Origin of the sequence: Chthonobacter rhizosphaerae (genome assembly GCF_013839525.1) — a bacterium.
Classification (GTDB): domain Bacteria; phylum Pseudomonadota; class Alphaproteobacteria; order Rhizobiales; family Pleomorphomonadaceae; genus Chthonobacter; species Chthonobacter rhizosphaerae.
The window spans coordinates 658302-679980 of record NZ_JACDIS010000001.1 but is presented as its reverse complement, the minus strand read 5'-3'; the positions used below and the strand labels follow the sequence as shown (position 1 = coordinate 679980).

General features: G+C 71.2%; 17 protein-coding genes. 5 read left to right on the top strand and 12 right to left on the bottom strand.

The genetic code is table 11. The annotated features are described in order from the left end of the window. Positions 1-513 precede the first annotated feature (513 nt). Positions 514-1299, top strand: coding sequence for a hypothetical protein (locus HND91_RS03070; RefSeq protein WP_181705032.1), 786 nt, complete (start codon positions 514-516; stop codon positions 1297-1299). A 148-nt stretch (positions 1300-1447) separates the two neighbouring features. Here HND91_RS03070 and HND91_RS03065 read toward each other — a convergent pair whose 3' ends face one another. Beyond that, positions 1448-3046 (bottom strand): alpha-amylase family glycosyl hydrolase, encoded by a 1599-nt coding sequence (locus HND91_RS03065; RefSeq protein ID WP_181705031.1) that lies wholly within the window; start codon positions 3044-3046, stop codon positions 1448-1450. A 58-nt stretch (positions 3047-3104) separates the two neighbouring features. Continuing rightward, positions 3105-4916 (bottom strand): malto-oligosyltrehalose trehalohydrolase, encoded by a 1812-nt coding sequence (treZ, locus tag HND91_RS03060; RefSeq protein WP_181705202.1) that lies wholly within the window; start codon positions 4914-4916, stop codon positions 3105-3107. A 259-nt stretch (positions 4917-5175) separates the two neighbouring features. On the opposite strand from treZ, the gene HND91_RS03055 reads away from it, so the two are divergent. After that, entirely contained in the window at positions 5176-6999 is a 1824-nt protein-coding gene (locus HND91_RS03055; protein ID WP_181705030.1) for a sensor histidine kinase, read from the top strand. Here the strand turns inward: HND91_RS03055 and HND91_RS03050 are convergent. The 7 genes from HND91_RS03050 to tesB all read right to left on the bottom strand — a co-directional run bounded on the left by HND91_RS03050 (position 6977) and on the right by tesB (position 16157). Further along, positions 6977-7624 (bottom strand): LolA family protein, encoded by a 648-nt coding sequence (locus tag HND91_RS03050; RefSeq protein WP_181705029.1) that lies wholly within the window; start codon positions 7622-7624, stop codon positions 6977-6979. The two genes, HND91_RS03055 and HND91_RS03050, sit on opposite strands and share 23 nt — an antisense overlap. Positions 7625-7819: 195 nt before the next feature. After that, entirely contained in the window at positions 7820-10717 is a 2898-nt protein-coding gene (locus HND91_RS03045; protein WP_425485416.1) for an FtsK/SpoIIIE family DNA translocase, read from the bottom strand. Next, on the bottom strand, positions 10717-11946 hold the full coding sequence (locus HND91_RS03040; RefSeq protein ID WP_181705028.1) for an aminotransferase class I/II-fold pyridoxal phosphate-dependent enzyme: 1230 nt from the start codon (positions 11944-11946) through the stop codon (positions 10717-10719). Before HND91_RS03040 ends, HND91_RS03045 begins: the two co-directional genes overlap by 1 nt. A gap of 434 nt (positions 11947-12380) precedes the next feature. Beyond that, a complete protein-coding gene (locus HND91_RS03035; protein WP_181705027.1) occupies positions 12381-12719 on the bottom strand; it encodes a P-II family nitrogen regulator in 339 nt (112 codons plus the stop codon). 316 nt (positions 12720-13035) lie between these two features. Continuing rightward, positions 13036-14442 (bottom strand): ammonium transporter, encoded by a 1407-nt coding sequence (locus HND91_RS03030; RefSeq protein WP_181705026.1) that lies wholly within the window; start codon positions 14440-14442, stop codon positions 13036-13038. A gap of 32 nt (positions 14443-14474) precedes the next feature. Continuing rightward, entirely contained in the window at positions 14475-14813 is a 339-nt protein-coding gene (locus tag HND91_RS03025; RefSeq protein WP_181705025.1) for a P-II family nitrogen regulator, read from the bottom strand. A 486-nt stretch (positions 14814-15299) separates the two neighbouring features. Next, positions 15300-16157 (bottom strand): acyl-CoA thioesterase II, encoded by an 858-nt coding sequence (tesB, locus tag HND91_RS03020; RefSeq protein ID WP_181705024.1) that lies wholly within the window; start codon positions 16155-16157, stop codon positions 15300-15302. 125 nt (positions 16158-16282) lie between these two features. Here tesB and HND91_RS03015 point away from each other — a divergent pair, with 125 nt between their 5' ends. After that, positions 16283-17512, top strand: coding sequence for a ubiquinone biosynthesis hydroxylase (locus tag HND91_RS03015; RefSeq protein ID WP_181705023.1), 1230 nt, complete (start codon positions 16283-16285; stop codon positions 17510-17512). Here the strand turns inward: HND91_RS03015 and HND91_RS03010 are convergent. Next, positions 17493-18104 carry a L,D-transpeptidase family protein gene (locus HND91_RS03010; protein ID WP_181705022.1) on the bottom strand — a complete coding sequence of 204 codons (612 nt, stop codon included), beginning with the start codon at positions 18102-18104 and terminating at the stop codon, positions 17493-17495. The two genes, HND91_RS03015 and HND91_RS03010, sit on opposite strands and share 20 nt — an antisense overlap. A gap of 114 nt (positions 18105-18218) precedes the next feature. On the opposite strand from HND91_RS03010, the gene HND91_RS03005 reads away from it, so the two are divergent. Continuing rightward, positions 18219-18902, top strand: coding sequence for a response regulator transcription factor (locus tag HND91_RS03005; RefSeq protein WP_181705021.1), 684 nt, complete (start codon positions 18219-18221; stop codon positions 18900-18902). 53 nt (positions 18903-18955) lie between these two features. Next, complete coding sequence (locus HND91_RS03000) at positions 18956-19420, top strand: cyclic nucleotide-binding domain-containing protein (RefSeq protein ID WP_181705020.1); 465 nt, start codon at positions 18956-18958, stop codon at positions 19418-19420. A gap of 25 nt (positions 19421-19445) precedes the next feature. On the opposite strand, the gene HND91_RS02995 is transcribed toward HND91_RS03000, so the two are convergent. Next, a complete protein-coding gene (locus HND91_RS02995) occupies positions 19446-20282 on the bottom strand; it encodes an exodeoxyribonuclease III (RefSeq protein ID WP_181705019.1) in 837 nt (278 codons plus the stop codon). A gap of 272 nt (positions 20283-20554) precedes the next feature. Beyond that, positions 20555-21667: a 3-isopropylmalate dehydrogenase gene (gene leuB / locus HND91_RS02990; RefSeq protein WP_181705018.1), complete on the bottom strand. Its 1113-nt coding sequence runs from the start codon at positions 21665-21667 to the stop codon at positions 20555-20557. Between the last annotated feature and the right edge of the window lie 12 nt (positions 21668-21679).

Genomic DNA, 21679 nt, shown 5'->3' with positions numbered 1-21679 from the left:
GGCGTCGCCGGCTCCTGGGGGACGGACGGCCGGCGGATCCGGCCGTCCAGACAGGCCCCGGCGGGCCCGGCCCACGGGTCCGACGCGTCTCGCGCCTCGACCGCCGCCGGGAGTACCGAGACCGGCAGGGTCGCAGTCGAAAGTTAATTTCTCTTATAGGAGAGGGTCTTGGCCGCCCTTCTCCCAGTCAGACCGTCCCGCGGGTCCTCACCGATACTCGGCTGTTCCGTGTTTCTCTTCGGTCCCGTCCAGCTGCACTCCGTACTCATGACGAAGTGATCGGCGCATGGTCATGCGCCAAATGGATGAAGACAGGCGGAAAGCCATCGAAGATCTGGAAACGCGGCGCGCGAAACAACGATCGTCATGTCTGAATTGGCAAGTCGTCGGCACATGCGTGTCGCATGCGGTCGCCGCCCCGGACGGGCTCGGAACGGAAGGCCGCACCTCCGGGTTCATCGCTTGGACAAGCAACGCCCGCCCCCGACCGGGGTGGACAGTCGGAGACAGACCATGCCGCGCGACCTGTCAGACCTGGAGAGCCGCAGCCTGCGTCACGGTGTCGGATCGACCGCCTCCGGCGGCGCCCCGCTCGACCGGACCGACCGTATCGCCGCCGTCTTCGGCGGCAGCCTCCTGGTCCACTGGGGGCTGCGCCGTGGCGGGCTGATCGGCCTGCTCGGGGCGGCCGCCGGCGGAACGCTCGCCTGGATGGGCGTCAACGGGCGCTCCCTGTCGTTCGACAATGAGAGCCAGCAGCCGTCCGGCGCGCGGGCCGACGCTCTCGCGTCCCGCTACAGTCCGGCTCCCTCCGGACCGGCCACGGGCAGCGGCGCGTCCGCCATGGGCGGGTCCACGGGCGTCGGCGGCTCAGCGGCAACGGCGGGTGGCTCCCTGGGCGGCGGGTCGTCGTCCCCCGCCGGTGGGTCCGTCGGAGCGGGCGGGCCGTCGTCCAGCCCGGCGACCACGCGCGGCTCCTCGTCCACCTCCGGCAGCCAGACGACGGGTGGCGGACAGACGACGGGTGGTGGGTCGGCCTCCAGCGGAGGGACGTCCGGCGGCGGGTCGTCCGGCGCCGGCGGCCAGACGACGGGCGGTACCTCGTCGACCACCGGCGGGCCCTCCATTTCTGGTGGCGGCTCCACCTCCGGTGGCAGCTCCACCTCCGGTGGCAGCTCGTCGTCCGGCACGTCGGGGTCGGCCGGCCCGGACAGTCCGGCCCGCAAGGGCGGTCCGGACAATGCCCGCGACCAGGCCCGCCCCGGCGGCACCAAGCCGAGCACGCCCGGCCAGGGCTGAACGTCCGCTCCCATCTTCAACGGCGCGTCCGTCGGCGAGCCCCGGTCATCGGCCGGGGCTCTTCATGGTCAGGATCGACCGTCCATGAGCCTCGTTCGTCGCCCCCGCCGGCGATCGCCGCCGGCGGGCGTTCGATCGGCCGCCGCTTTCAGGTCGGGTCGAGGGCGATCACGAGGGCGTTGTCGCCGTCCAGGTGGAGTTCGCCGCCCACCCGCTCTCCCTCCCGTCCCGGACGGGCCGAGATGACCACTTCGCCGGCCGCGGCCGGCCCGGTGAGCCGGACCGAGATGGGCGTGGACCCGAGGTTGAGGGCGACCAGGAAGCGCTCGGCGCCGGCCTCCCGGAGGTAGAGGAGGAGATCCCCTTCGGCGGCGAGGCCCTGGTAGACGCCTTCGGTGAAGGCGGCGCGGGTCCGCCGGAGCGCCAGGAGGCGGCGGTAGAGCGACAGCATGGACGCGGGATCGTCGCGCTGGCCCTCCACGGTGGCGGCCTCGTCCGTGCGGCTCACCGGGAGCCAGGGCGTGCCATCGGAGAAGCCGGCGTTCGGACCGGGCCGCCACTGCATCGGCGTGCGGGCGCCGTCCCGGCCGAGACCGAAGCCCGGCACCTGGCGGGCGAACGGATCAAGGGCGGTCGCGTCGTCGAACACGGCGTGCTCCATGCCGATCTCCTCGCCGTAGTAGAGGGTCGGGGTGCCACGGAGGGTGAGAAGCAGCACCGCCGCCACCCGGGCCTGGGCGAGGCCGACGCGGGTGGCGAGCCGCGGCTTGTCGTGGTTGCCCGTCACCCAGTTGGGCCAGCCGCCCTCGGGTAGCGCCCGTTCGTAGTCGTGGATCATCTGGTCGATGTGCCGCGCGTCCCATGGCGCGTCGATCAGCGCGAAATTGAACGGCAGGTGCACGCCGTCGTCGTCGGCACCGTAGTAGCGCACCAGCCGCTCGGTCGGCAGGTAGATCTCGCCGATCAGGACACGGTCGCCATAGGGCTCCACGGTCTGGCGGAGGAGGCGGACGACCTCCTCCATTTCGGGGAGATCGGTGGTGTAGAGCTTGATCAGACGGTCCGTCGGGGCGTCGCCATTCCGCCAGCGGGGATTTTCCGGGTTGTCGCGGAAGGACTGGTCCTTCATCAGGTGCCACAGCACGTCGATGCGGAAGCCGTCCACGCCCTTGTCGAGCCAGAAGCGCATCACGTCGGTGACGGCCTCGCGGACCGCCGGGTTGCGCCAGTTGAGGTCCGGCTGGCTGGCCAGGAAGGCGTGGTAGTAGTACTGGCCGGTGGCCTCGTCGAAGGCCCAGGCGCTGCCGCCGAACTCGGACTGCCAGTTGTTTGGCGGGCCGCCGTCCGGCGCGGGGTCGCGCCAGATGTACCAGTCGCGTTTCGGCGAGTCCCGCCCGGCGCGGCTGTCCCGGAACCAGGCGTGTTCGTCGGACGTGTGGTTCGGCACCAGGTCGAGGATCATCTTCAGCCCGCGCCGGTGGACCTCGGCGATGAGGGCGTCGAAGTCCTCCATGGTGCCGAACACCTGGTCGATGGCCGTGTAGTCGGCGATGTCGTAGCCGAAGTCGCGCATCGGCGAGACGAAGATCGGCGACAGCCAGAGCGCGTCCACGCCGAGGTCGACCAGATGGTCGAGCCGGGCGCGGACGCCCGCGAGGTCCCCGACGCCGTCGCCGTCGCTGTCCTGGAAGGATCGCGGATAGATCTGGTAGATGGTGGCGGTCTTCCACCAGGTCGCGGCCGTCATCGTCCGTCTCCTTGTGCCATAGATCGTGTCGCGCCGGCGGACCGGCCGGTGCGCGCCCTCAGCCGGCGAGCACCACGGCGCTGCGCCCCGGCAGCCACCAGACGCCGTCGGCGTCGAGGGCCGGCACGGCGCCGCGTCCGTCGTAAACGTCGTCGTCGCTGGAAAAGATCATCCGCCAGGGCCGGCCCGGCCTCGGGGCGGACAGCGGGTCCGGGAGCGTCTCGACGGTCCGGCCCGGTCCGAGGTTGAGGACGAGCAGCCGGTCCCCGTCGTCGCCGAACCAGCGCATCAGGGCGAGATCCGGGACGGGCGTCGAGACGGCGAGCTCCAAGGGACGGCGGAACACCGGGTCCGCCCGGCGGAGCGCCAGCAGATCCCGGTGGAGCGCCAGCGCGGCGCTGTTCCGCTCCCGCTCCGACCAGTCCAGCACGCACGAGCGCCACGTCGCCTCCGCGCAGGGGTCCGGAATGGCGTCGTGCCTCACGGCCGGGAACTGGTCGAGGAAGCCCTTGCGCCCGGCGCGCACCGCCTGGCCGAGATCGCCCCCGTGGTCGCAGAAGAAGACGAACGGCCGGGTCGAGCCAAACTCCTGGCCCTGGAACAGCATGGGCGTCTGGGGCGACAGGAGGAGGAGCGTCGTCAGGGCGCGCAGGAGGCTTCGGTCGGCGATGCGGGCGAGCCGATCGCCGGTCCGGCTGTTCGCCACCTGATCGTGGTTCTCCAGGAAGGCCACGAAGCGCTTCAGGTCCGTACCGAAGGCCCAGCTGCCCCGCGGGGCCTTGTCCCAGGCGGACCGCTGCCCGTGGTAGAGGAAGCCCCAGCGCAGCGCGGCGACCAGCTCGGCGGCCGAGCCGGAAAGGTCGGAATAGTAGGCGTCCCGCTCGCCCGTGGCGGCGATCCGGGCGGCGCGCTGGAAGTCCTCGTTCCAGAGGCCGTCCAGGGCCTGTCCCCCGGCGTCGGCCGGCTTGATCACCGCCACGTCCTGGGGCGTGTTCTCGGCCACCAGGATGAGCTCGCGCCCGCCCGCGGCGATCCGGCAGGCGGCGGCGGCCTCCGCCACCACGTGGACGGGGCTCGCGTCGAAGATCTGCTGGGTGGCGTCGAAACGCAGGCCGTCGAGATGATAGTCGCGGATCCAGGCGGCGGCGCTTTCCACCACGAGCGCCCGCATGCCGGCCGAACCGTCGTCGTCGAAGTTGAGCGGGTCGCCCCACTCGTTCTCGTAGCGCCGGGAGAAGTGGCTTTCCGCATAGCGCCGGTGCATCTGGCCGTCCGGGCCGAGGTGGTTGTAGACCACGTCCAGGATGACGGCGAGGCCGAGCGCGTGGGCGCGGTCCACGAAGGCCTTCAGGTCGTCCGGTTCGCCGTAGACGGCGACCGGCGCGAACCAGCCGACGCCGTCGTAACCCCAGCCGAAGCGGCCGGGAAAGTCGTTCACCGGCATGAGCTCCACGACCGTGATGCCCGCCTCCTTGAGGAGCGGCAGCTTGTCGGCCGCGGCCCGGTAGGTGCCGTCAGGCGTGAAGGTGCCGATGTGGATCTCCAGGATCACGGCGTCGTCGAGCGCGACCCCGGTCCAGCCCGCGTCCGTCCAGGGGAAGGCGTCGTGGTCGAGGAGGGCGCTCAAGCCGTGCGGGCCGTCCGGTTGATGGCGCGACGCCACGTCCGGAACGAGATCCGGGCCGGCGCCGAGCCGGAAGCCATAGCGCGAGCCCGCCCGGGCGTCCGGCACGCGGCCGGAGAACCACCCGTCGCCTTCGGGATCGAGGCGCGTGTCGCGACCGTCCACCACCACGGTCGCGGACGGATGGTCGGGCGCGAAGAGCCGGAAGGCGGCGCCACCGCCCGCGAGCAGCGATCCGCCGATCATGGTCGTCACGTGTGTCGTCCTTTCGCCGTCCCGGACCGACCGTCGAGGCCGTCCGGCGCGCCGCGGCCCGGGGGCTCGTCGGCCGGGCCCGACCCCGCGGCTGCTTGGCTGAACGGGCGTCCATCGTCCTTGTTCCAGCATGCCTCGCCGCCACCGGGGCGCCATCCGTCGTTGCGGGATTTTGACAGCTTTCGCTCACGCTGGCGCGCGCCTATCGTCCTCTCCGGGATCGGTCTAGCCCCCGATGGTAGAGGCCGAGATGGTGCCGACTGTCGCCAGGACCCTGACGCGCCATGCCGCCGCCGCCGCCCTGGCCGGGGCAGCGGCCGCCCTGCGGTTCGCGGCGGGCGCCCTGGACCCGGCGCTTGCGCCCTTCGTGTTCTTCTATCCGGTCGTTCTCCTCGCCACGCTGCTTTGGACCGCCGGTCCCGGCGTCACCGCGCTCCTTGCGAGCGCGGTCGCGGCGACGGCCATCATGGTCGAGGCCGGGCGGGAGCTGGCGTCGATCTGGCTCAACCTTGCCCTCTTCCTGATCACCGGCGGCCTGCTCGTCGTCCTCGGCGATCGGCTCGGCCGGACGACGCGGCGGCTGGAGGCGAGCGAGGCCCGCCTCGCCCTCCTCCACAGGGCCGCCCGGGTGGGAGACTGGACCTTCGATCCGCAGACCGGCGATCTCCGCTGGTCGGAAGGCCTGGCGGCCCTGATGGGCGTCGACCCCACCCGCTTCAAGCCGAGCTTCGACAGCATGGAGGCGCTCGTCGACCCGGCGGACCGGACCGCGTGGCGCGTGGCGCTCCGGTCCGCCCTCGACCACGGCGACCACTTCGAGATCGTCTACCGGGTGCATCGGCCCGACGGGGCGCTGCGCTGGTTCGCCACCCGCGGCGAGGTGCGCCGCGACGGGGGCGGCAAGGCGATCCGGATGACCGGCCTCGACATCGACATGACCGAGCGCCTGGAGGCGGAGCGCGCCCTGGCGGAAAGCCGCGCCCGCACCGGCCGCCTGTTCGACGCCATGACGGAGGGCTTCCTGGTGGGCGAGGCGGTGCGGGACCGGTCCGGCGCCGTGGTGGACTGCCGGCTGGTGGACGCCAACCCGGCGGCCGCCCGCCTCGTCGGCCAAAGTCCGGAGGCGCTGGCCGGGGCGCGCATCGCGACGCTCCTCGGGCCGGTCAACCCGGACTGGCTCGCCTTCGTGGACCGGGTGGTGAGAACCGGTGCGCCGGACCGCATGGAAGGCTGGTCCAGCACCTTCCGGCGGTGGCTGGAGGTCTACGCCTATTCGATCGAGGCGGACACATTCGGCCTCCTCATCCGCGACGTCACCGACCGCAAGTCGGCGGACCTCGCCCGGGACGAGGCCCTCCGCCAGGCCGAGGCGCTGTTCCGCGAGATGAACCACCGGATCAAGAACAATCTCCAGATGATCTCCAGCCTCCTGCTGCTCCAGGGACGGGCGACCGACGACAGGGCCGTGCGGGACCAGTTCGACCGCGTGCGAAACCGGATCGCCACGATCGCGGAGCTGCACGCGGCCCTCTACGGCTCGGGCCGGCTCGGGACGGTGGACTTCGGGGACTATCTGAAGGAGATCTGCGCCGCCATCCGCCAGACCCTGCCGGCGACGCCGGCCGTCGATCTTCGCGTGCGGGCGGACAGCGTCATGGTCTCCGCCGACACGGCCCTGTCGCTCGGCCTCATCGTCAACGAGCTCGTCACCAACGCGGCCAAGCACGCCTTCCCGGAGCGCGACCGGGGCAGCGTGACGGTGGATTTCGAACCGGTGGCGGGCGGGCTCCACCTCAGGATCCGCGACGACGGGCGGGGCCTGCCGGCCGCCGACGGGTCGCCGTCCGGCCTCGGCACCACCCTCGTGGCCGGCTTCGTCCAGAAGGAGGGCGGCCGGCTCGCCCTATCGAGCGACGGCGGCGCCTGCTTCGACATCCTGATCCCGAACGGTCGAGGACCAAACGGGGAAGGGGCCGGCCACGGGGCGGCCGGCGAGCTGGAGCCGGGAGAGCGGGCGGCGGCTGGCCGGGCGCCGGGAGCCCGGCGAGACGTCAGCGGTACTTCCGGTAGTTGATCTCGAACCACTTGGGGTTCGTCTCGGTGCCGGATTTCACCTCGTAGAGCGCCACCGTGGTGTCGAGACCCTGGGCGTCGGTCACCGTCCACTGCTTCAGCTCGATTGTGCGGGCGTCGAAGATCAGGGTCAGCCTGCCGGCGGCGTAGACGGCGGTGTCCTCCATGACGACCGTGATCAGGTCGGCGTCGGCGGTCACCTGGCGGACCACGGCCTCGCGGGTCAGGTCGATGTTGGTCTGCACCAGGAAGCGCAGCGGCGTTTCGGACAGAAGGAGCAGGGTCTGCTCGCCGAGCGCCTTGTCGTCGATCGCGACGGTCTTGCCGTCGGCGATGATGTCGAGCTTGGCCGGCGGATAATAGCGGAAGCGCAACTTGCCCGGGCGCTCGATCACGAAGTAACCGGTGGTCTGGCCGCCGTCCGGCCCGGTCTGGACGAACTTGCCCTCCAGCGTGACGATCGAGTTGAAGTAGGTGTTCACCGCGTCGAGAGTCGCGCGCTGCTCCGGCGACATCTGGCCGAGCTGCGGGGCCGCGACGGCCGGGGCGGTCGAGGCGAGGAGCCCCGGGCCGAAGGACACCGCGATGGCGAGACAGGCGCGGCGGGCGAAGGCGGCAAAAGACATCGTGAGGCGTTCCAGCGATCGTGACGGTGGCCGGGGCGGCGGCCGCCGCCCGTGTCCATCGCGTCACTTAAGAAAGGGAACGTGGCAAAACCACGTTCGATCCATGCCCGACGATCATGCCCGACGATCATGCTCGCCGGTCCGGGCCGGTCGATCCGGGCCGGCCGATCCATTCCCGGCGGCGGCCGGTCGCGCTCAGTCCTCCTCGGCGCCGCCGCCGACCAGGATCTCGCGCTTGCCGGCGTGGTTGGACGGCCCCACGATGCCTTCCTTCTCCATGCGCTCGATGAGCGAGGCGGCGCGGTTGTAGCCGATGCCGAGCCGACGCTGGATGTAGGAGGTGGACGCCTTCTTGTCCCTGAGGACCACCGCGACCGCCTGGTCGTAGAGGTCGGCGCCCTCGCCGTCGGCCATGCCGTTCGGCCAGCCTTCGCCGCCCGCTTCCCCGCCTTCCCCGCCGTCCTCGTCCTCGGTGACGGCGTCCAGGTAGTCGGGCGCGCCCTGGGCCTTCAGGTGCGCCACGATGGCCTCCACCTCGCCGTCGGACACGAACGGTCCGTGGACGCGCTGGATGCGGCCGCCGCCGGCCATGTAGAGCATGTCGCCCTGGCCGAGCAGCTGCTCGGCGCCCTGCTCGCCGAGGATGGTGCGGCTGTCGATCTTGGAGGTCACCTGGAAGGAGATGCGGGTGGGGAAGTTTGCCTTGATGGTGCCGGTGATCACGTCCACCGACGGGCGCTGCGTCGCCATGATCACGTGGATGCCGGCGGCGCGCGCCATCTGGGCGAGCCGCTGCACCGCCCCCTCGATCTCCTTGCCGGCCACCATCATCAGGTCCGCCATCTCGTCGATGATCACCACGATGAAGGGCAGCGGCTTCAGGTCCATCTCCTCGGTCTCGAAGATGGGCTCGCCGGTCTCCCGGTCGAAGCCGGTCTGCACCGTGCGGGCGATGCTCTCGCCCTTCTCCAGAGCCTGCGCCACCCGGGCATTGAAGCCCTCGATGTTGCGCACGCCGAGCTTCGACATCTTCTTGTAGCGGTCCTCCATCTCGCGGACCGTCCACTTGAGGGCCACCACGGCCTTGCGCGGGTCGGTCACCACCGGCGAGAGGAGGTGAGGGATGCCGTCGTAGACGGAGAGTTCCAGCATCTTCGGGTCGATCATGATCAGCCGGCACTCCTCCGGCTTCAGCCGGTAGAGGAGCGACAGGATCATGGTGTTGATGGACACGGACTTGCCCGAGCCGGTGGTGCCGGCCACCAGCATGTGGGGCGTGCGGGCGAGGTCCACGATCACCGGCTCGCCGCCGATGGTCTTGCCGAGCGCGAGGGCGAGCCGGGCCTTGGACCGCTCGAAGTCCTGGGCGCCGACGAGTTCGCGCAGGTAGACCGTCTCGCGCCGCTGGTTCGGCAGCTCGATGCCGATGGCGTTCTTGCCCGGGATCACCGCCACGCGGGCCGCGACGGCGCTCATGGAGCGGGCGATGTCGTCGGCGAGGCCGATCACCCGGCTCGACTTGATGCCCGGCGCGGGCTCCAGCTCGTAGAGGGTCACCACGGGACCGGGGCGGACGTTGATGATCTCGCCCTTGACGCCGAAGTCCTCCAGCACGCCTTCGAGAAGTCGCGCGTTCTGCTCCAGCGCGTCGGCGGAGATCTTCACCGGGCCGCCGGAGGCCTTGGCCTCGGCGAGAAGCTGGAGCGGCGGGAACTGCCAGCCGTCGAGCAGCGAGAGCTGCTCCACGCCGTTCCGGCCCGGCTGGGGCGGGGCGGCGGGCGCCTGCACCCGGCCCGCGACGCGCGGCTGGGCGACCGGCTGGCCGCCGGCGATGCGGGCGGCGGGACCGCGCAGCGGAACCTGGATCGGCCGGCTCGCCGCCTTGGGCGGCGCCATGGCGACCGGCTGGGGCGGCTCGAAGCCGTCGTCGTCCTCGTCGCCGGCCACGGCACGGCCCGCCGGGGCGCGCACGCCGTCGCGGCCGTCGACCCTCGGCGCCGTCCCGGCCCGGTCCATCAGGCGCTCGTCCAGGGAGAAGCGCGGGTCGTCCGCGTCCTCGTCGAACGGCGGCTCCTCTCCGGAAAAGGCCGCGTCGCGCCCGCGGCCGGCGGGCACCAGGTCGTCGAGGCCGTCGCGCGGCTCGGTCAGGGCCCGGATGAAGCCGCTCACCCGGCCGGCGACCGCGGCGCCGCGCGCCCGGCCGCGCACCGGTTCCGGCCCCGGCGCGTCGTCCTCGGAAATCTCCCAGCCGTCGTCCTCGCCCGGATAGGCGTAGTCCGGCTTGCGGCCGAAGCGGCGGGACAGCCGCGCGCGGACCATGAAGAAGCCGTGGGCGAGGGCGCCGGCCACCGCCTGCAGGCGGCCTTCCGGCTCGTCGGCGCCGTCGTCGTCGAGGTCCGCGTCCAGGTCCTCCTCGGCGCTCCGCGGATAGCCGGCCGCGAACACCAGGAAGGCCACCGTCACGGGCCCGAACAGGATCATGCAGACGAGCCGGTTGGTGTCGGTGAGGACGCCTCCCGTGAAGGCCGCGGGGACCTGCAGCACCAGGTCGCCGATCGCGCCGCCGAGCCCGGTCGGCAGGGGCCAGCCGGCGGTCGGCGGCAGGGCGCTCATGAAGGCCGCGCCGGTGAAGGTGCCGGCGATCCAGGCGAGCCAGCGGCTGCGGGCGATCTCCACGGTGCGACCGGTCATCAGCTGGACGGCCCAGATGGCGACCGGGGCGAGGAAGACCGCGGCGGTGACGCCGATCAGCTGCAGGACGAGGTCGGCCACCACGGCGCCCGGCGCGCCGAACAGGTTGCGCGGCACCGCGTCGGTGGAATGGCTCCAGCTCGGATCGTCCACCGACCAGGTCACCAGGGCGGCCGCCAGGGCCGCGAGGCCGGCCAGGAGCGCGAGCCCCGCCGCGGCGGACAGGTTGCGCCGGACCGTCCGGCCCATGCGGCTTTCCTCCGGCCTCGGCCGGGAGTCCGCCACGGGCTTGCGGACCGCCGAGCCCCGCCCGCCGGCGACCTCGCGCCGGCCGGAGCGCACGCGCTCCCCGTGGCCCGCCGTCATCACGCTGGCGCCGCGTCGCGCCTCGATGCCGTCCATCACGTCAACACTCCCGTCAGCCGCGCCAGTGCCTCGTCCGTCCGGTCCGGCGCCTCCACCATGGCGATCCGGATGTAGTCCGCCCCCGGGTTGCGTCCGGCCCCGGGGTCGCCGGTCTCGGGGTCGCCGGTCTCGGGGTCGAAGGTCTCGGCGGCCAGGGTGCCGCCGGGCAGGACCTTCACGCCGGCCTCCGCGAAGAGCCGCCGGGTCACCGCCTCGCCACCGCCCCAGCGGGACACGTCGAGCCAGAGGAAGAAGCCGCCGGGCGGGGTCACGGAGCCGAACAGGGGCGCGAGCCGCGCCTGCGCGCCGGCGAACTTCAGGTCGTAGAGCCGGCGGTTCTCCGCCACGTGGGCCTCGTCGGCGAAGGCCGCCACGGCGACCGCCTGGACCGGCAGGGGCACCTGGGGCGCCGCCACGTTGCGGAACACCGCCCATTCGGCGAGAAAGTCCGCATCCCCGGCGGCGAAGCCGCAGCGCAGGCCCGGCAGGTTGGAGCGCTTCGACAGGGAGTTGAACGACACCACCTTGCCGAAGCCGTCGCCGATCGCATCCGCCGCCTCAAGCACGCCGGCGGGGGGCGCGCCGCGCCAGATCTCCGAATAGCACTCGTCGGCGAACACGTAGAAGCCGTGGGTCCGGGCGAGGCCGATCAGCTCCCGCCACGTGGCGAGGCTGGCGACGGCGCCTTGCGGGTTTGCCGGCGAGGCGTAGAAGACCGCGGCCGTGCGGGCGAGGAGGGCCGGATCGAGGGCGGCGAGGTCCGGCAGGAAGCCGGTCTCCGGCCCGGCGGGCAGGAGCACGGCCTCGGCTCCCGCCGCCTCGGCGGCCGCCGCGTAGACCTGGTAGAAGGGATTTGGCAGGAGGATCGCCGGCCGGTCCGTCCCCGCGCCGCGTCGGCGCACAGCCTGGAGGGCAGCGAAGAAGAGGCCCTCGCGCGATCCGTTGAGCGGCAGGACGCCGGCCTCCGGGTCCACCGGCGTCGCAAGGCCGTAGCGGCGGGTCAGCCAGTCGGCGACCGCCTGCCGGAACGCGGCAGTGCCCTTGATGGGCGGGTAGCGGCCGAAATCCGCGATCGACCCCGCCAGCGTCGGGGCGACGAAGTCCGGCACCGGATGGCGCGGCTCGCCGATGGTGAGGTCGATCGGAGGCAGGCCGGGCGTCACCCCCGACAGAAGCGCGGCGAGCCTCTGGAAGGGCGAGGCGATCGGGATCGGTCGGGAGGTCATCGGCGGGGGTCGGGCTCCGTGAGGGGGCGGGCGCAGCGTCGCGCGCGAGGCGACGGGTCGACGCCCGAACCGGCGGCTCCATCGACATGCAGCCTAGCGAACATGTGGTTAATCGCCGTTTAACTCCGCGGACACGGTCGTGCCGCCGGGGCGTGCAGGCCTGAGGCCCGAACGCCGAGAGGCCGCCCGGGGTGGGGCGGCCTCTTCAGGACGGTTCTCGACGGCTCAAACAATGCTGCAAGATTCTCCGCCCACACTCGCCCAATCGTCAGACGAGCGTTCGATCTTCCGCACTCGCGAGAGGGTGGGCGCCCGCAGGGCTCTGGAGGGCAACGGTGTCGACCGCGAACACCACCACGATCAGTCGCCGACGGCAACGGAGTCTTCGCCAGGAAAGGGACGGGCGGGCGCGGCCCGCCCCGCCGGGCCAAGCGTCAGAGCGCCTCGTCGGCCGTCTCTCCGGTGCGGATGCGCAGGGCCTGGTCGATGGAGTAGACGAACACCTTGCCGTCGCCAATCTGGCCGGTCTTGGCGGCTGCCGCGATGGCGTCCACCACCTTGTCGACCTGGTCGCCGGACACGGCAACCTCGACCTTCAGCTTCGGCAGGAAGCTGACGGCATATTCGGCCCCGCGGTAGATCTCTGTATGGCCCTTCTGGCGGCCATAGCCCTTCACCTCGGTCACGGTCAGCCCGTGGACGCCGACGGCGGTCAACGCGTCCCGGACCTCGTCGAGCTTGAACGGCTTTATGATGGCCATGACGATCTTCATGAGCTTCCTCCTGGATACGGGGATGCTGACCGGCTTGTCGGCCGGACGATGGGGGGCGGGACGCCGGAGACCGGTTCGGCGGCGGTCGCGGCGACCGGGTCGTCGCGGTGCCGGCCGCGGCTGGTCAGTCGCCTCGTCAAACACGGGTTGATCTTGCCGGCATGTCTTCGGTCCCGCAACCGCGACCTGTTGCCTTTCGGCCCGCTCGGGCCGTCTCGGCAGCCTCAATTTTCGGCAATGGCGCCGGCGGTGCGGGCCGGCGAAGGACGGCTGCGGGCGGAGCGCTTCAGGAGCCCCGCCCGCAGCCTCGTCGGGATCAGTTGTAGGCGCGCTCGCCGTGGGTGGTGACGTCCAGGCCCTCGCGCTCGGCCGCTTCCGGCACGCGCAGCCCGATCACCGACTTGACGATCAGCAGCGAGACCACCGAGACCACCGTGGACCAGACGATGCAGACCAGCACCGCGTGGATCTGGTTCCAGACCTGCGTACCCATCTCGTAGCCGGCGAGCGGGAAGCCGCCGAGAGATTCCGAGGCGACCACGCCGGTCAGGATGGCACCCACGATGCCGCCGACGCCATGGACGCCGAACACGTCGAGGCTGTCGTCGTACTTCAGCTTGGCCTTCAGCCACACCACGGCCCAGAGGCAGACCACGCCGGCCACGAGGCCGATGAAGATCGCGCCGCCGGCGCCGGCGAAGCCCGCCGCCGGCGTCACGGCAACAAGGCCCGCCACGGCGCCCGAAGCCGCGCCGAGGGCGCTCGGATGACCGCGGGTCAGCCATTCCATGAAGGTCCAGGCGAGCGCCGCCGCGGCGGTGGCCACGATGGTGTTGAGCATCGCCTGGGCGGTCAGGCCGTTGGCCTCCAGATTGGAGCCGGCGTTGAAGCCGAACCAGCCGACCCAGAGCAGGCTCGCGCCGATGACGGTCCACACCAGGTTGTGCGGCGCCATGTTCTCCTTGCCGTAGCCGACGCGCGGACCGACCATGATGGCGGCCACGAGGCCGGCGATGCCCGCGTTGATGTGCACCACGGTGCCGCCGGCGAAGTCATAGGCACCGGCCGCGAACAAGTAGCCGGTCGGCGCGTCCGGCGCGCTCGGACCGCCCCACCACCAGACCATGTGGGCCATGGGCAGGTAGGAGAAGGTGAACCACAGCACCAGGAAGAACAGCACGGCCGAGAACTTCATGCGCTCGGCGGTGGCGCCGATGATGAGGGCCGGGGTGATGCCCGCGAAGGTGAGCTGGAAGATCACGAAGGTGAGTTCGGGGATGAACACGCCCTGGGTGAAGGTCTCGGCCAGCGAGTCGAGCTTCACGCCCGACAGGAAGGCCTTGGAGAGCCCGCCGAAGAAGGGCGAGAGCGCCGTCACCTCTTCGGCCGTGCCCGGGCCGGTGAAGGCGATGGAATAGCCGTAGACGACCCACAGGATGGCGATCAGCGAGAAGCCGATGAAGACCTGCATCAGGACCGAAAGGATGTTCTTCGAGCGGACGAGGCCTCCGTAGAACAGGGCGAGACCCGGCAGGGTCATCAGGATCACCAGGATGGTGGACAGAAGCATCCAGGTGGTGTCGCCCTTGTCGGGCACGGGCGCCGCCGGGGCGGCCGCCGCCGCCGCATCGGCCGCCGGTGCCGCGGCATCCTGCGCGAACACGGCAGTCGCAGCGAGCACCATCAGCGGTGCTGCTGCGAGAAGTGTCTTGATGGTCTTCATCGACTTCCTCTCATGGATGACGCGCGGGCAGTTCACAGCGCTTCGGTGTCGGTCTCGCCGGTGCGGATGCGCACCGCCTGTTCGATCGGGTAGACGAAGATCTTGCCGTCGCCGATCTGGCCGGTCTTGGCGGCGGCGGCGATGGCCTCCACCACCTTGTCGGCCTGCTCGGACGCGACGGCCACCTCGAGCTTCAGCTTGGGGAGGAAGCTGACGGCATATTCGGCCCCGCGATAGATCTCGGTATGGCCCTTCTGGCGGCCATAGCCCTTCACCTCGGTGACCGTGAGCCCGTGCACGCCGAGCGTCGTGAGGGCGTCGCGCACCTCGTCGAGCTTGAACGGCTTGATGATGGCCAAGACGATCTTCATGGATGTCCTTCTCGATCTGGTCCATCCGACCCGACGGCCCGCCCGGACCCCGGATCGGACGAAATGGTGGAAGCCTTCGACGGCCGCGTGTCAGATGGGCCATGCCGTAATCAAGCTTCGTGCCAGGATCGGAGGAGGACCGAGGAGACGCGGAAATCCGGGCGATCGGCCGACCGCGAACGCCGGGTCGGCGCCGGCAGGGCGGGCCGGAGCGGCGAAAATCAGGCGGAGCTCTGATTCAGCCCAGGAATTGATCAAGTGCCTTGAAAGTGAGTGCTCAGTATTTGAGCAGACGCCTATGCGCATGGCCGAATGTGTCTGGCGTATGCAGCGGGCCGCGAGCGGCAGGGCGTCTGTGCAACCGGCAGAACGGACCTGGAATCAGCAGGCTCGAAACGCTGCGGTAAGCAGGGCTCCGAGGATTCCGTCCGGTCCTCCCTGGGAAGGTCCGACCCTGACGTGGCATGCCCAATGTTCGTGCAAAACCTATGCGCGGGGCCTGATCAGACCTTCCTGGGCCACGGAGGCGAGGAGAATGCCGGACCGATCGTAGAGAGATCCGCGGGTGAAGCCGCGCGCTCCGGAGGTGGACGGGCTGTCCTGGGCGTAGAGCATCCACTCGTCGGTCATGGGCTGGCGGTGGAACCACATGGCGTGATCGAGGCTGGCCACCTGCAGGCCCGGGTCGAACACCGAGCGGCCGTGGACCACGAGGGCGGTGTCGAGGAGGGTCATGTCGGACAGGTAGGCCAGAACGGCCCGGTGGATGGCGGGTTCCGCCGGCACCGGCCCCGCCGCGCGCACCCAGATGTACTGTCGCGGGTCCGACGGGGTGCGTCCGAGATAGCGGCCGAGGTCCACCGGCCTGAGGTCCAGCGGGCGGGGCCGCTGCCAGTAGCGCTTCACCGGTTCCGGGGCGAACCGCGCGATGGCGGCGGCGAACTCGGCGTCGGAGGGAAGGTCCTCCGGCTGGGGCACCTGCGGCATGTCGATCTGGTGCGACAGGCCTTCCTCGTCGCCGTGGAAGGAGGCCGACATGGCGAAGATGGCGCGCCCGTGCTGGATCGCCACCACCCGGCGGGTCGTGAAGGACCCGCCGTCGCGGATCCGGTCGACCTCGTAGACGATCGGCACCTTGGGGTCGCCCGGCAGCAGGAAGTAGCCGTGCAGGGAGTGCACCGGCCGGCTGGCGTCCACGGTCCGCTGGGCCGCCACCAGAGCCTGGGCGATCACCTGCCCGCCGAACACCCGCTGCCATCCCACGGTCGGCGAGACGCCCCGGTAGAGGTTCTGCTCCAGGACTTCCAGATCCAGGGTGGACAGCAGCGCTTCGACGGGCGACATGAAGGACAACTCCAAAGGGGATCGGCGGCGCGGTCGGGGCGTCGGCGGTCCGGGAGCGAGCATCAGAGGCGCAGCTGACCTTTACGTCAAGTGAAAGGCTGCCGCCCAGCAGGAACGGAACGCACATGACCGGGTCTGAACAGCATGCGGACGTGGTGGTCGCCGGCGGCGGCTACGTGGGCCTTTCCCTCGCGGTCGCCCTGGCGGACGCCGTGCCGGGCATCGCCGTCGCGGTGATCGACCTGCGGCGGCCGGCCGACGCGGCCGCCGATCTGCGCGCCTCTGCGATCGCGGCGGCAGCCCGGCGCATGCTGGAGACCCTCGGCGTCTGGAGCGCCATCGAGCCGGACGCCCAGCCCATCCTCGACATGGTGGTCACCGACAGCCGCCTGGACGATGTGACGCGGCCGGTCTTCCTCACCTTCGACGGCCGCACCGAGGACGGCGAACCGTTCGCCCACATGGTGCCGAACGGCCGGCTGGTGGGCGCGCTCCTCGACCGGGCGGCGGCGCTCGGCGTCCGGATCGTCGCGCCGGACCGGGTCACTGACTTCTCGGTCGGGGACGACGACGTCCGGGTGACGCTCGCCTCGGGCGGAACGCTCCGCGGGCGGCTCCTGGTGGCGGCCGACGGGGTCCGGTCGCGCCTGCGCGCCTTCGCGGGCATCCGGACGGCCAGCTGGTCCTACGGCCAGTCGGGCATCGTCACCACCATCGCGCACGAGCGTCCGCACGACGGCCGGGCCGAGGAGCACTTCCTGCCGGCCGGCCCGTTCGCCACCCTGCCGCTCACCGGCAACCGCTCGTCCCTGGTCTGGACCGAGCGCACCGAGGTGGCGGACCGCCTGGTGCGGGGCGACGACATGGTCTTCGAGGTGGAGCTGATCCGCCGGCTCGGCCACCATCTCGGCGAGGTCCGGGTGGACGGACCGCGCGTCGCCTATCCGCTCGGCCTCACGCTGGCGCGCGACTTCGTGAAGCCTCGCTTCGCCCTCGTCGGCGACGCCGCCCACGGCATCCACCCGATCGCCGGCCAGGGGCTGAACCTCGGCTTCCGCGACGTGGCGGCGCTCGCCGAGGTGCTGGCGGACGCGCTGCGGATCGGCGGGGATCCAGGCGCCATCGACGTGCTGGAGGGCTACGAGCGCTGGCGGCGGTTCGACACCTGGCAGATGGCGGCGGTGACGGACGTGCTCAACCGTCTGTTCTCCAACGACCTGGCGCCGGTGCGGATCGTGCGCGACGTGGGGCTCGGCCTCGTGGACAGGCTGCCCGTGCTGAAGCGCTACTTCATCGGCGAGGCGGCGGGCGGCGGCGGCGCCCAGCCGAAGCTTCTCACCGGCGCGGCGATCTGACGGGCGCCGAACCGAGCGGTCGACCCGGCCCGCCGCCCACGTGGAGGACCGCGCCGGGGGCGAGCCGGGCGAGCAGCCGGCGCATGTCGGCTTCCGAAACGGCGACGCAGCCGGCGGTCGGCCCGCCGTCCGGCCGCTCCAGGTGGAAGAAGATCGCGCTGCCGCGCCCGCGGGCGCGCGGCCTGAGGTTCCAGTCGAGCACCAGGACCACGCCGTAGAGGCCGTCGTCGCGCCAGAGCGCCTCGTGGCTCGACGGGTAGGGACGTCGGACCCAGCGGTTGTAGTTCCTGTCCGCCGGGTCGTCGCCCCAGCCGTCGTCCCGCCGCAAGGGTCGAAGCGGCAAGGCGCCGGCGGGGCGGACGCGGAACCGGTCGGGCCGGTACCAGCCGCCGAGAATGCGCAGCCCTCCGGCCGGGGTGGCGCCGTCGCCCTCGCGTTTCAGCCGGGTGATTCCGGTCCGGCCGAGGGCGCAGGGCACCGAGACGCCCGGAGCCTCCAGGCGCCCGCGCCGGGCTGACGACGACAGGACGCGCAGTGAAAGCCGCGTGATGGCGCCTCTCGCGGTCTTCACCTTCGCGTGCGTCACGTGCATCGGTCTTGACCCCCTATCGAAAATCGGTCTTTTCGGCCACGATAGTGAATGCCTATCGCCGCATTTTCCAGGCGGCGACCCTCCGCAACAGCTCCTTTCGCAAGAGACCACCGCATGACCGCGCGCAAGATCCTGATCGTCGACGACGATGCGGACCTCCGGGAAGCCCTCGTCGAGCAGCTCTCGCTCTACGAGGAGTTCGAGCCGCTGGAGGCGGAGACGGCCACGAAGGGCGTGCAGGCGGCCCGGGCCGCGCACGTGGACCTGGTGCTGATGGACGTGGGCCTGCCCGACATGGACGGCCGGGAGGCGGTGAAGATCCTGCGCAAGGGCGGCTTCGCCAGCCCGATCATCATGCTGACCGGCCACGACAGCGACAGCGACCAGATCCTGGGCCTGGAGGCCGGCGCCAACGACTACGTGACGAAGCCGTTCAAGTTCGCCGTGCTGCTCGCCCGCCTGCGCGCCCAGCTGCGCCAGCACGAACAGTCCGAGGAGGCGGTCTTCACCATCGGTCCCTACACGTTCCGGCCGAGCGCCAAGCTGCTGGTGGACGGCAAGGGCGGCAAGGTGCGGCTGACCGAGAAGGAGACGTCGATCCTGAAATACCTCTACCGGGCGGGCGAGAAGGTGATCACCCGGGACGTGCTTCTCCACGAGGTGTGGGGCTACAATGCCGGCATCACCACCCACACGCTTGAAACGCACATCTACCGGCTCCGGCAGAAGATCGAGAAGGATCCGTCCAACGCGCAGTTGCTCGTCACCGAGGGCGGCGGATACAAGCTAGTCCCGTGATCCGATCCGCGCCGCCGGACCGGCGGCGACAGAGGAGGTGATCAGGCCGTCGAATGAGCCTTGAAAGCGACGTCAGACTTCTTGAAAGCCTCCCCTTCCTCGCGGAATTCACCGAGGACAAGCTGCGCCTCCTGGCATTTTCCGCCGAGAACCGCAGCTTCCGGGATGGCCAGCGCCTGTTCGCCGCCGGCGAACGGGCCGATTCGGCGTTCGTGATCGCCGAAGGAAGCGTCGCGCTCGAAGCGCCGGACGACCAGGGCGGCGGCGAGACGGAGGTCGGGCCCGGCATCATGCTGGGCGAGATGGCGCTGCTGGTCGACGGCGTCCGCCCGTTCACGGCGGTGGCGCGGGGGCCGGTCACGGCGATCCAGATCCGACGCGCGCTCTTCCGCCGCATGCTGCAGGAATATCCCGAGATCGCCGAGGGCCTGAAGGCGCGGATCGCGGACGGGCTGAGGGAGACGGCCGCCGCGCTCGCGGCCGTCCAGGCCCGCCTGGACGCCATCGAGGATCTCTGAGGCCCTCGCGCCCCCGAAACCCGGCTCAGAGCGAGAAGGTCGCCATCAGAGGCACATGGTCGGAGGGGCGCGGCCAGTCGCGCGCGTCCTTCAGGATCCGGAAGGCGGTCGCCCGCTCGGCAAGGTCCGGCGTCGCCCAGACGTGGTCGAGACGGCGGCCCTTGTCGGCGGAGCGCCAGTCCTTCGCGCGGTAGCTCCACCACGTGTAGACCTTCTGCTCCACGGGAATGAACCGGCGGGCGATGTCCACCCAGCCGCCGTCGAGCCGCACCTTCTCCAGGGCGGCGCATTCCTCCGGCGTGTGGCTGACCATCCGGACGAGCGCCTTGTGCGACCAAACGTCGGTCTCGTAGGGGGCGACGTTGAGGTCGCCCACCACCAGCGTGGCGCCCTCGTCACGCGCATGGGGAAGCCAGGCGGCCATCTCGGCCAGGAAGTCCATCTTGTGGGCGAACTTCGGGTTTACCTCCACGTCCGGTTCGTCGCCGCCGGCGGGGACGTAGAAGTTGTGCAGCCGCACCCGCCGGCCGCCCACGTCCACGCTGGCGGTCACGTGGCGAGGGTCGCCCTTGCCGCAGAAGGAGCGCACCGCCACGTCGCCGAGCGGCAGCCGGGAGACGATCGCCACCCCGTGCCAGCCGCCCTTGCCGCCGTTGAGCGCCACGTGGCCGTAGCCGATCCTGCGGAAGGCGGCGGTCGGGAACTGGCCGTCGCCGCACTTGGTCTCCTGGAGGCAGAGCACGTCGGGCGCCTCCGTCTCCAGGAAGCGGGTCACGATGCCGAGCCGCATCCGGACGGAATTGATGTTCCAGGTCGCGACGGTCAGGGGAGACGGCCTGGCGACGGCGAACGCCGCTGTCATGGGAGGTCCTTCCGCGGGGATCGGGATCGGAGGCGACCGTGGACCGGAAACAGGAGCGCCCAGTCCCGGGGGAGACTGGGCGCGGCGTCCTGGCAGACGCTTCGCTGGGAGGGATCTCCAGCGGGGCGGCCCGTCCTCGGCGAGACGGGGGGCACTACCGAATATCGGACGCGACCGCCTGAGCCTGATGTATGGTCGGGGGACGCAAAGTTAAGCATTCGGTTTTTGACATTTTCGTGAGGAACCCGGGCGGGATCCCCCCGCCGCCCCGCTCAGCCGAGCAGGGCCTGGAACTCGGTCCGGATAGCCTCGCCCATCTCGCGCGTGGAGACCAGCGTCGCCCCGTCGCCGCCGATGTCGCGGGTGCGAAGACCTCGGGCGAGCACGGCCGCGATGGCCTGGTCGAGCTTGTCGGAAAGGTCCACGAGGCCGAACGAGTAGCGCAGCGCCATGGCGAAGGACGCGATCATGGCGATCGGGTTCGCGATCCCCTTGCCGGCGATGTCGGGGGCCGAGCCGTGCACGGGCTCGTAGAGCGCCTTGCGGGTTCCGGTCGCCGGGTCCGGGGCGCCGAGGGAGGCGGACGGCAGCATGCCGAGCGAGCCGGTCAGCATGGCGGCCACGTCGGACAGGATGTCGCCGAACAGGTTGTCGCAGACGATCACGTCATACTGCTTCGGCCAGCGGACGAGCTGCATGGCGCAGTTGTCGGCGAGCACGTGCTCGAGCGCCACGTCCGGATACTCGTCCTTGCCGACCCGGGTCACCACCTGGTTCCAGAGCACGCCGGACTTCATGACGTTGCGCTTCTCGGCGGATGCCACCCGGCCGCCGCGGGTGCGGGCGAGGTCGAACGCCACCCGGGCGATCCGCTCGATCTCGGACGTGGTGTAGAGCTGGGTGTCGACGGCGCGCTTCTGGCCGTCCTCCAGGGTGACGATCTCCTTCGGCTCGCCGAAGTAGACGCCGCCGGTGAGCTCGCGCACGATCAGGATGTCGAGACCCTCGACCACCTCGCGCTTCAGGCTGGAGGCGTCGGCGAGCGCCGGGTAGCAGATGGCGGGACGCAGGTTGGCGAAGAGGCCGAGATCCTTGCGAAGCCTGAGGAGGCCCGCCTCCGGGCGCACCGCGTAGGGCACGCCGTCCCACTTCGGCCCGCCGACGGCGCCGAACAGCACCGCGTCGGCGGCGAGCGCCTTCGCCATGTCGGCTTCCGAGATGGCCGCCCCGTGGGCGTCGTAGGCCGCGCCGCCGACGAGACCCTCGTCGGTGGTGAAGCTCGCGATCCCGCGCGCGTTGAGGAGATCGATCAGCCCCTTCACCTCCGCCATGATCTCGGGGCCGATCCCGTCGCCGGGCAGGAGGAAGAGGCTGTGGGTCGCCATGGGTCGTGATCC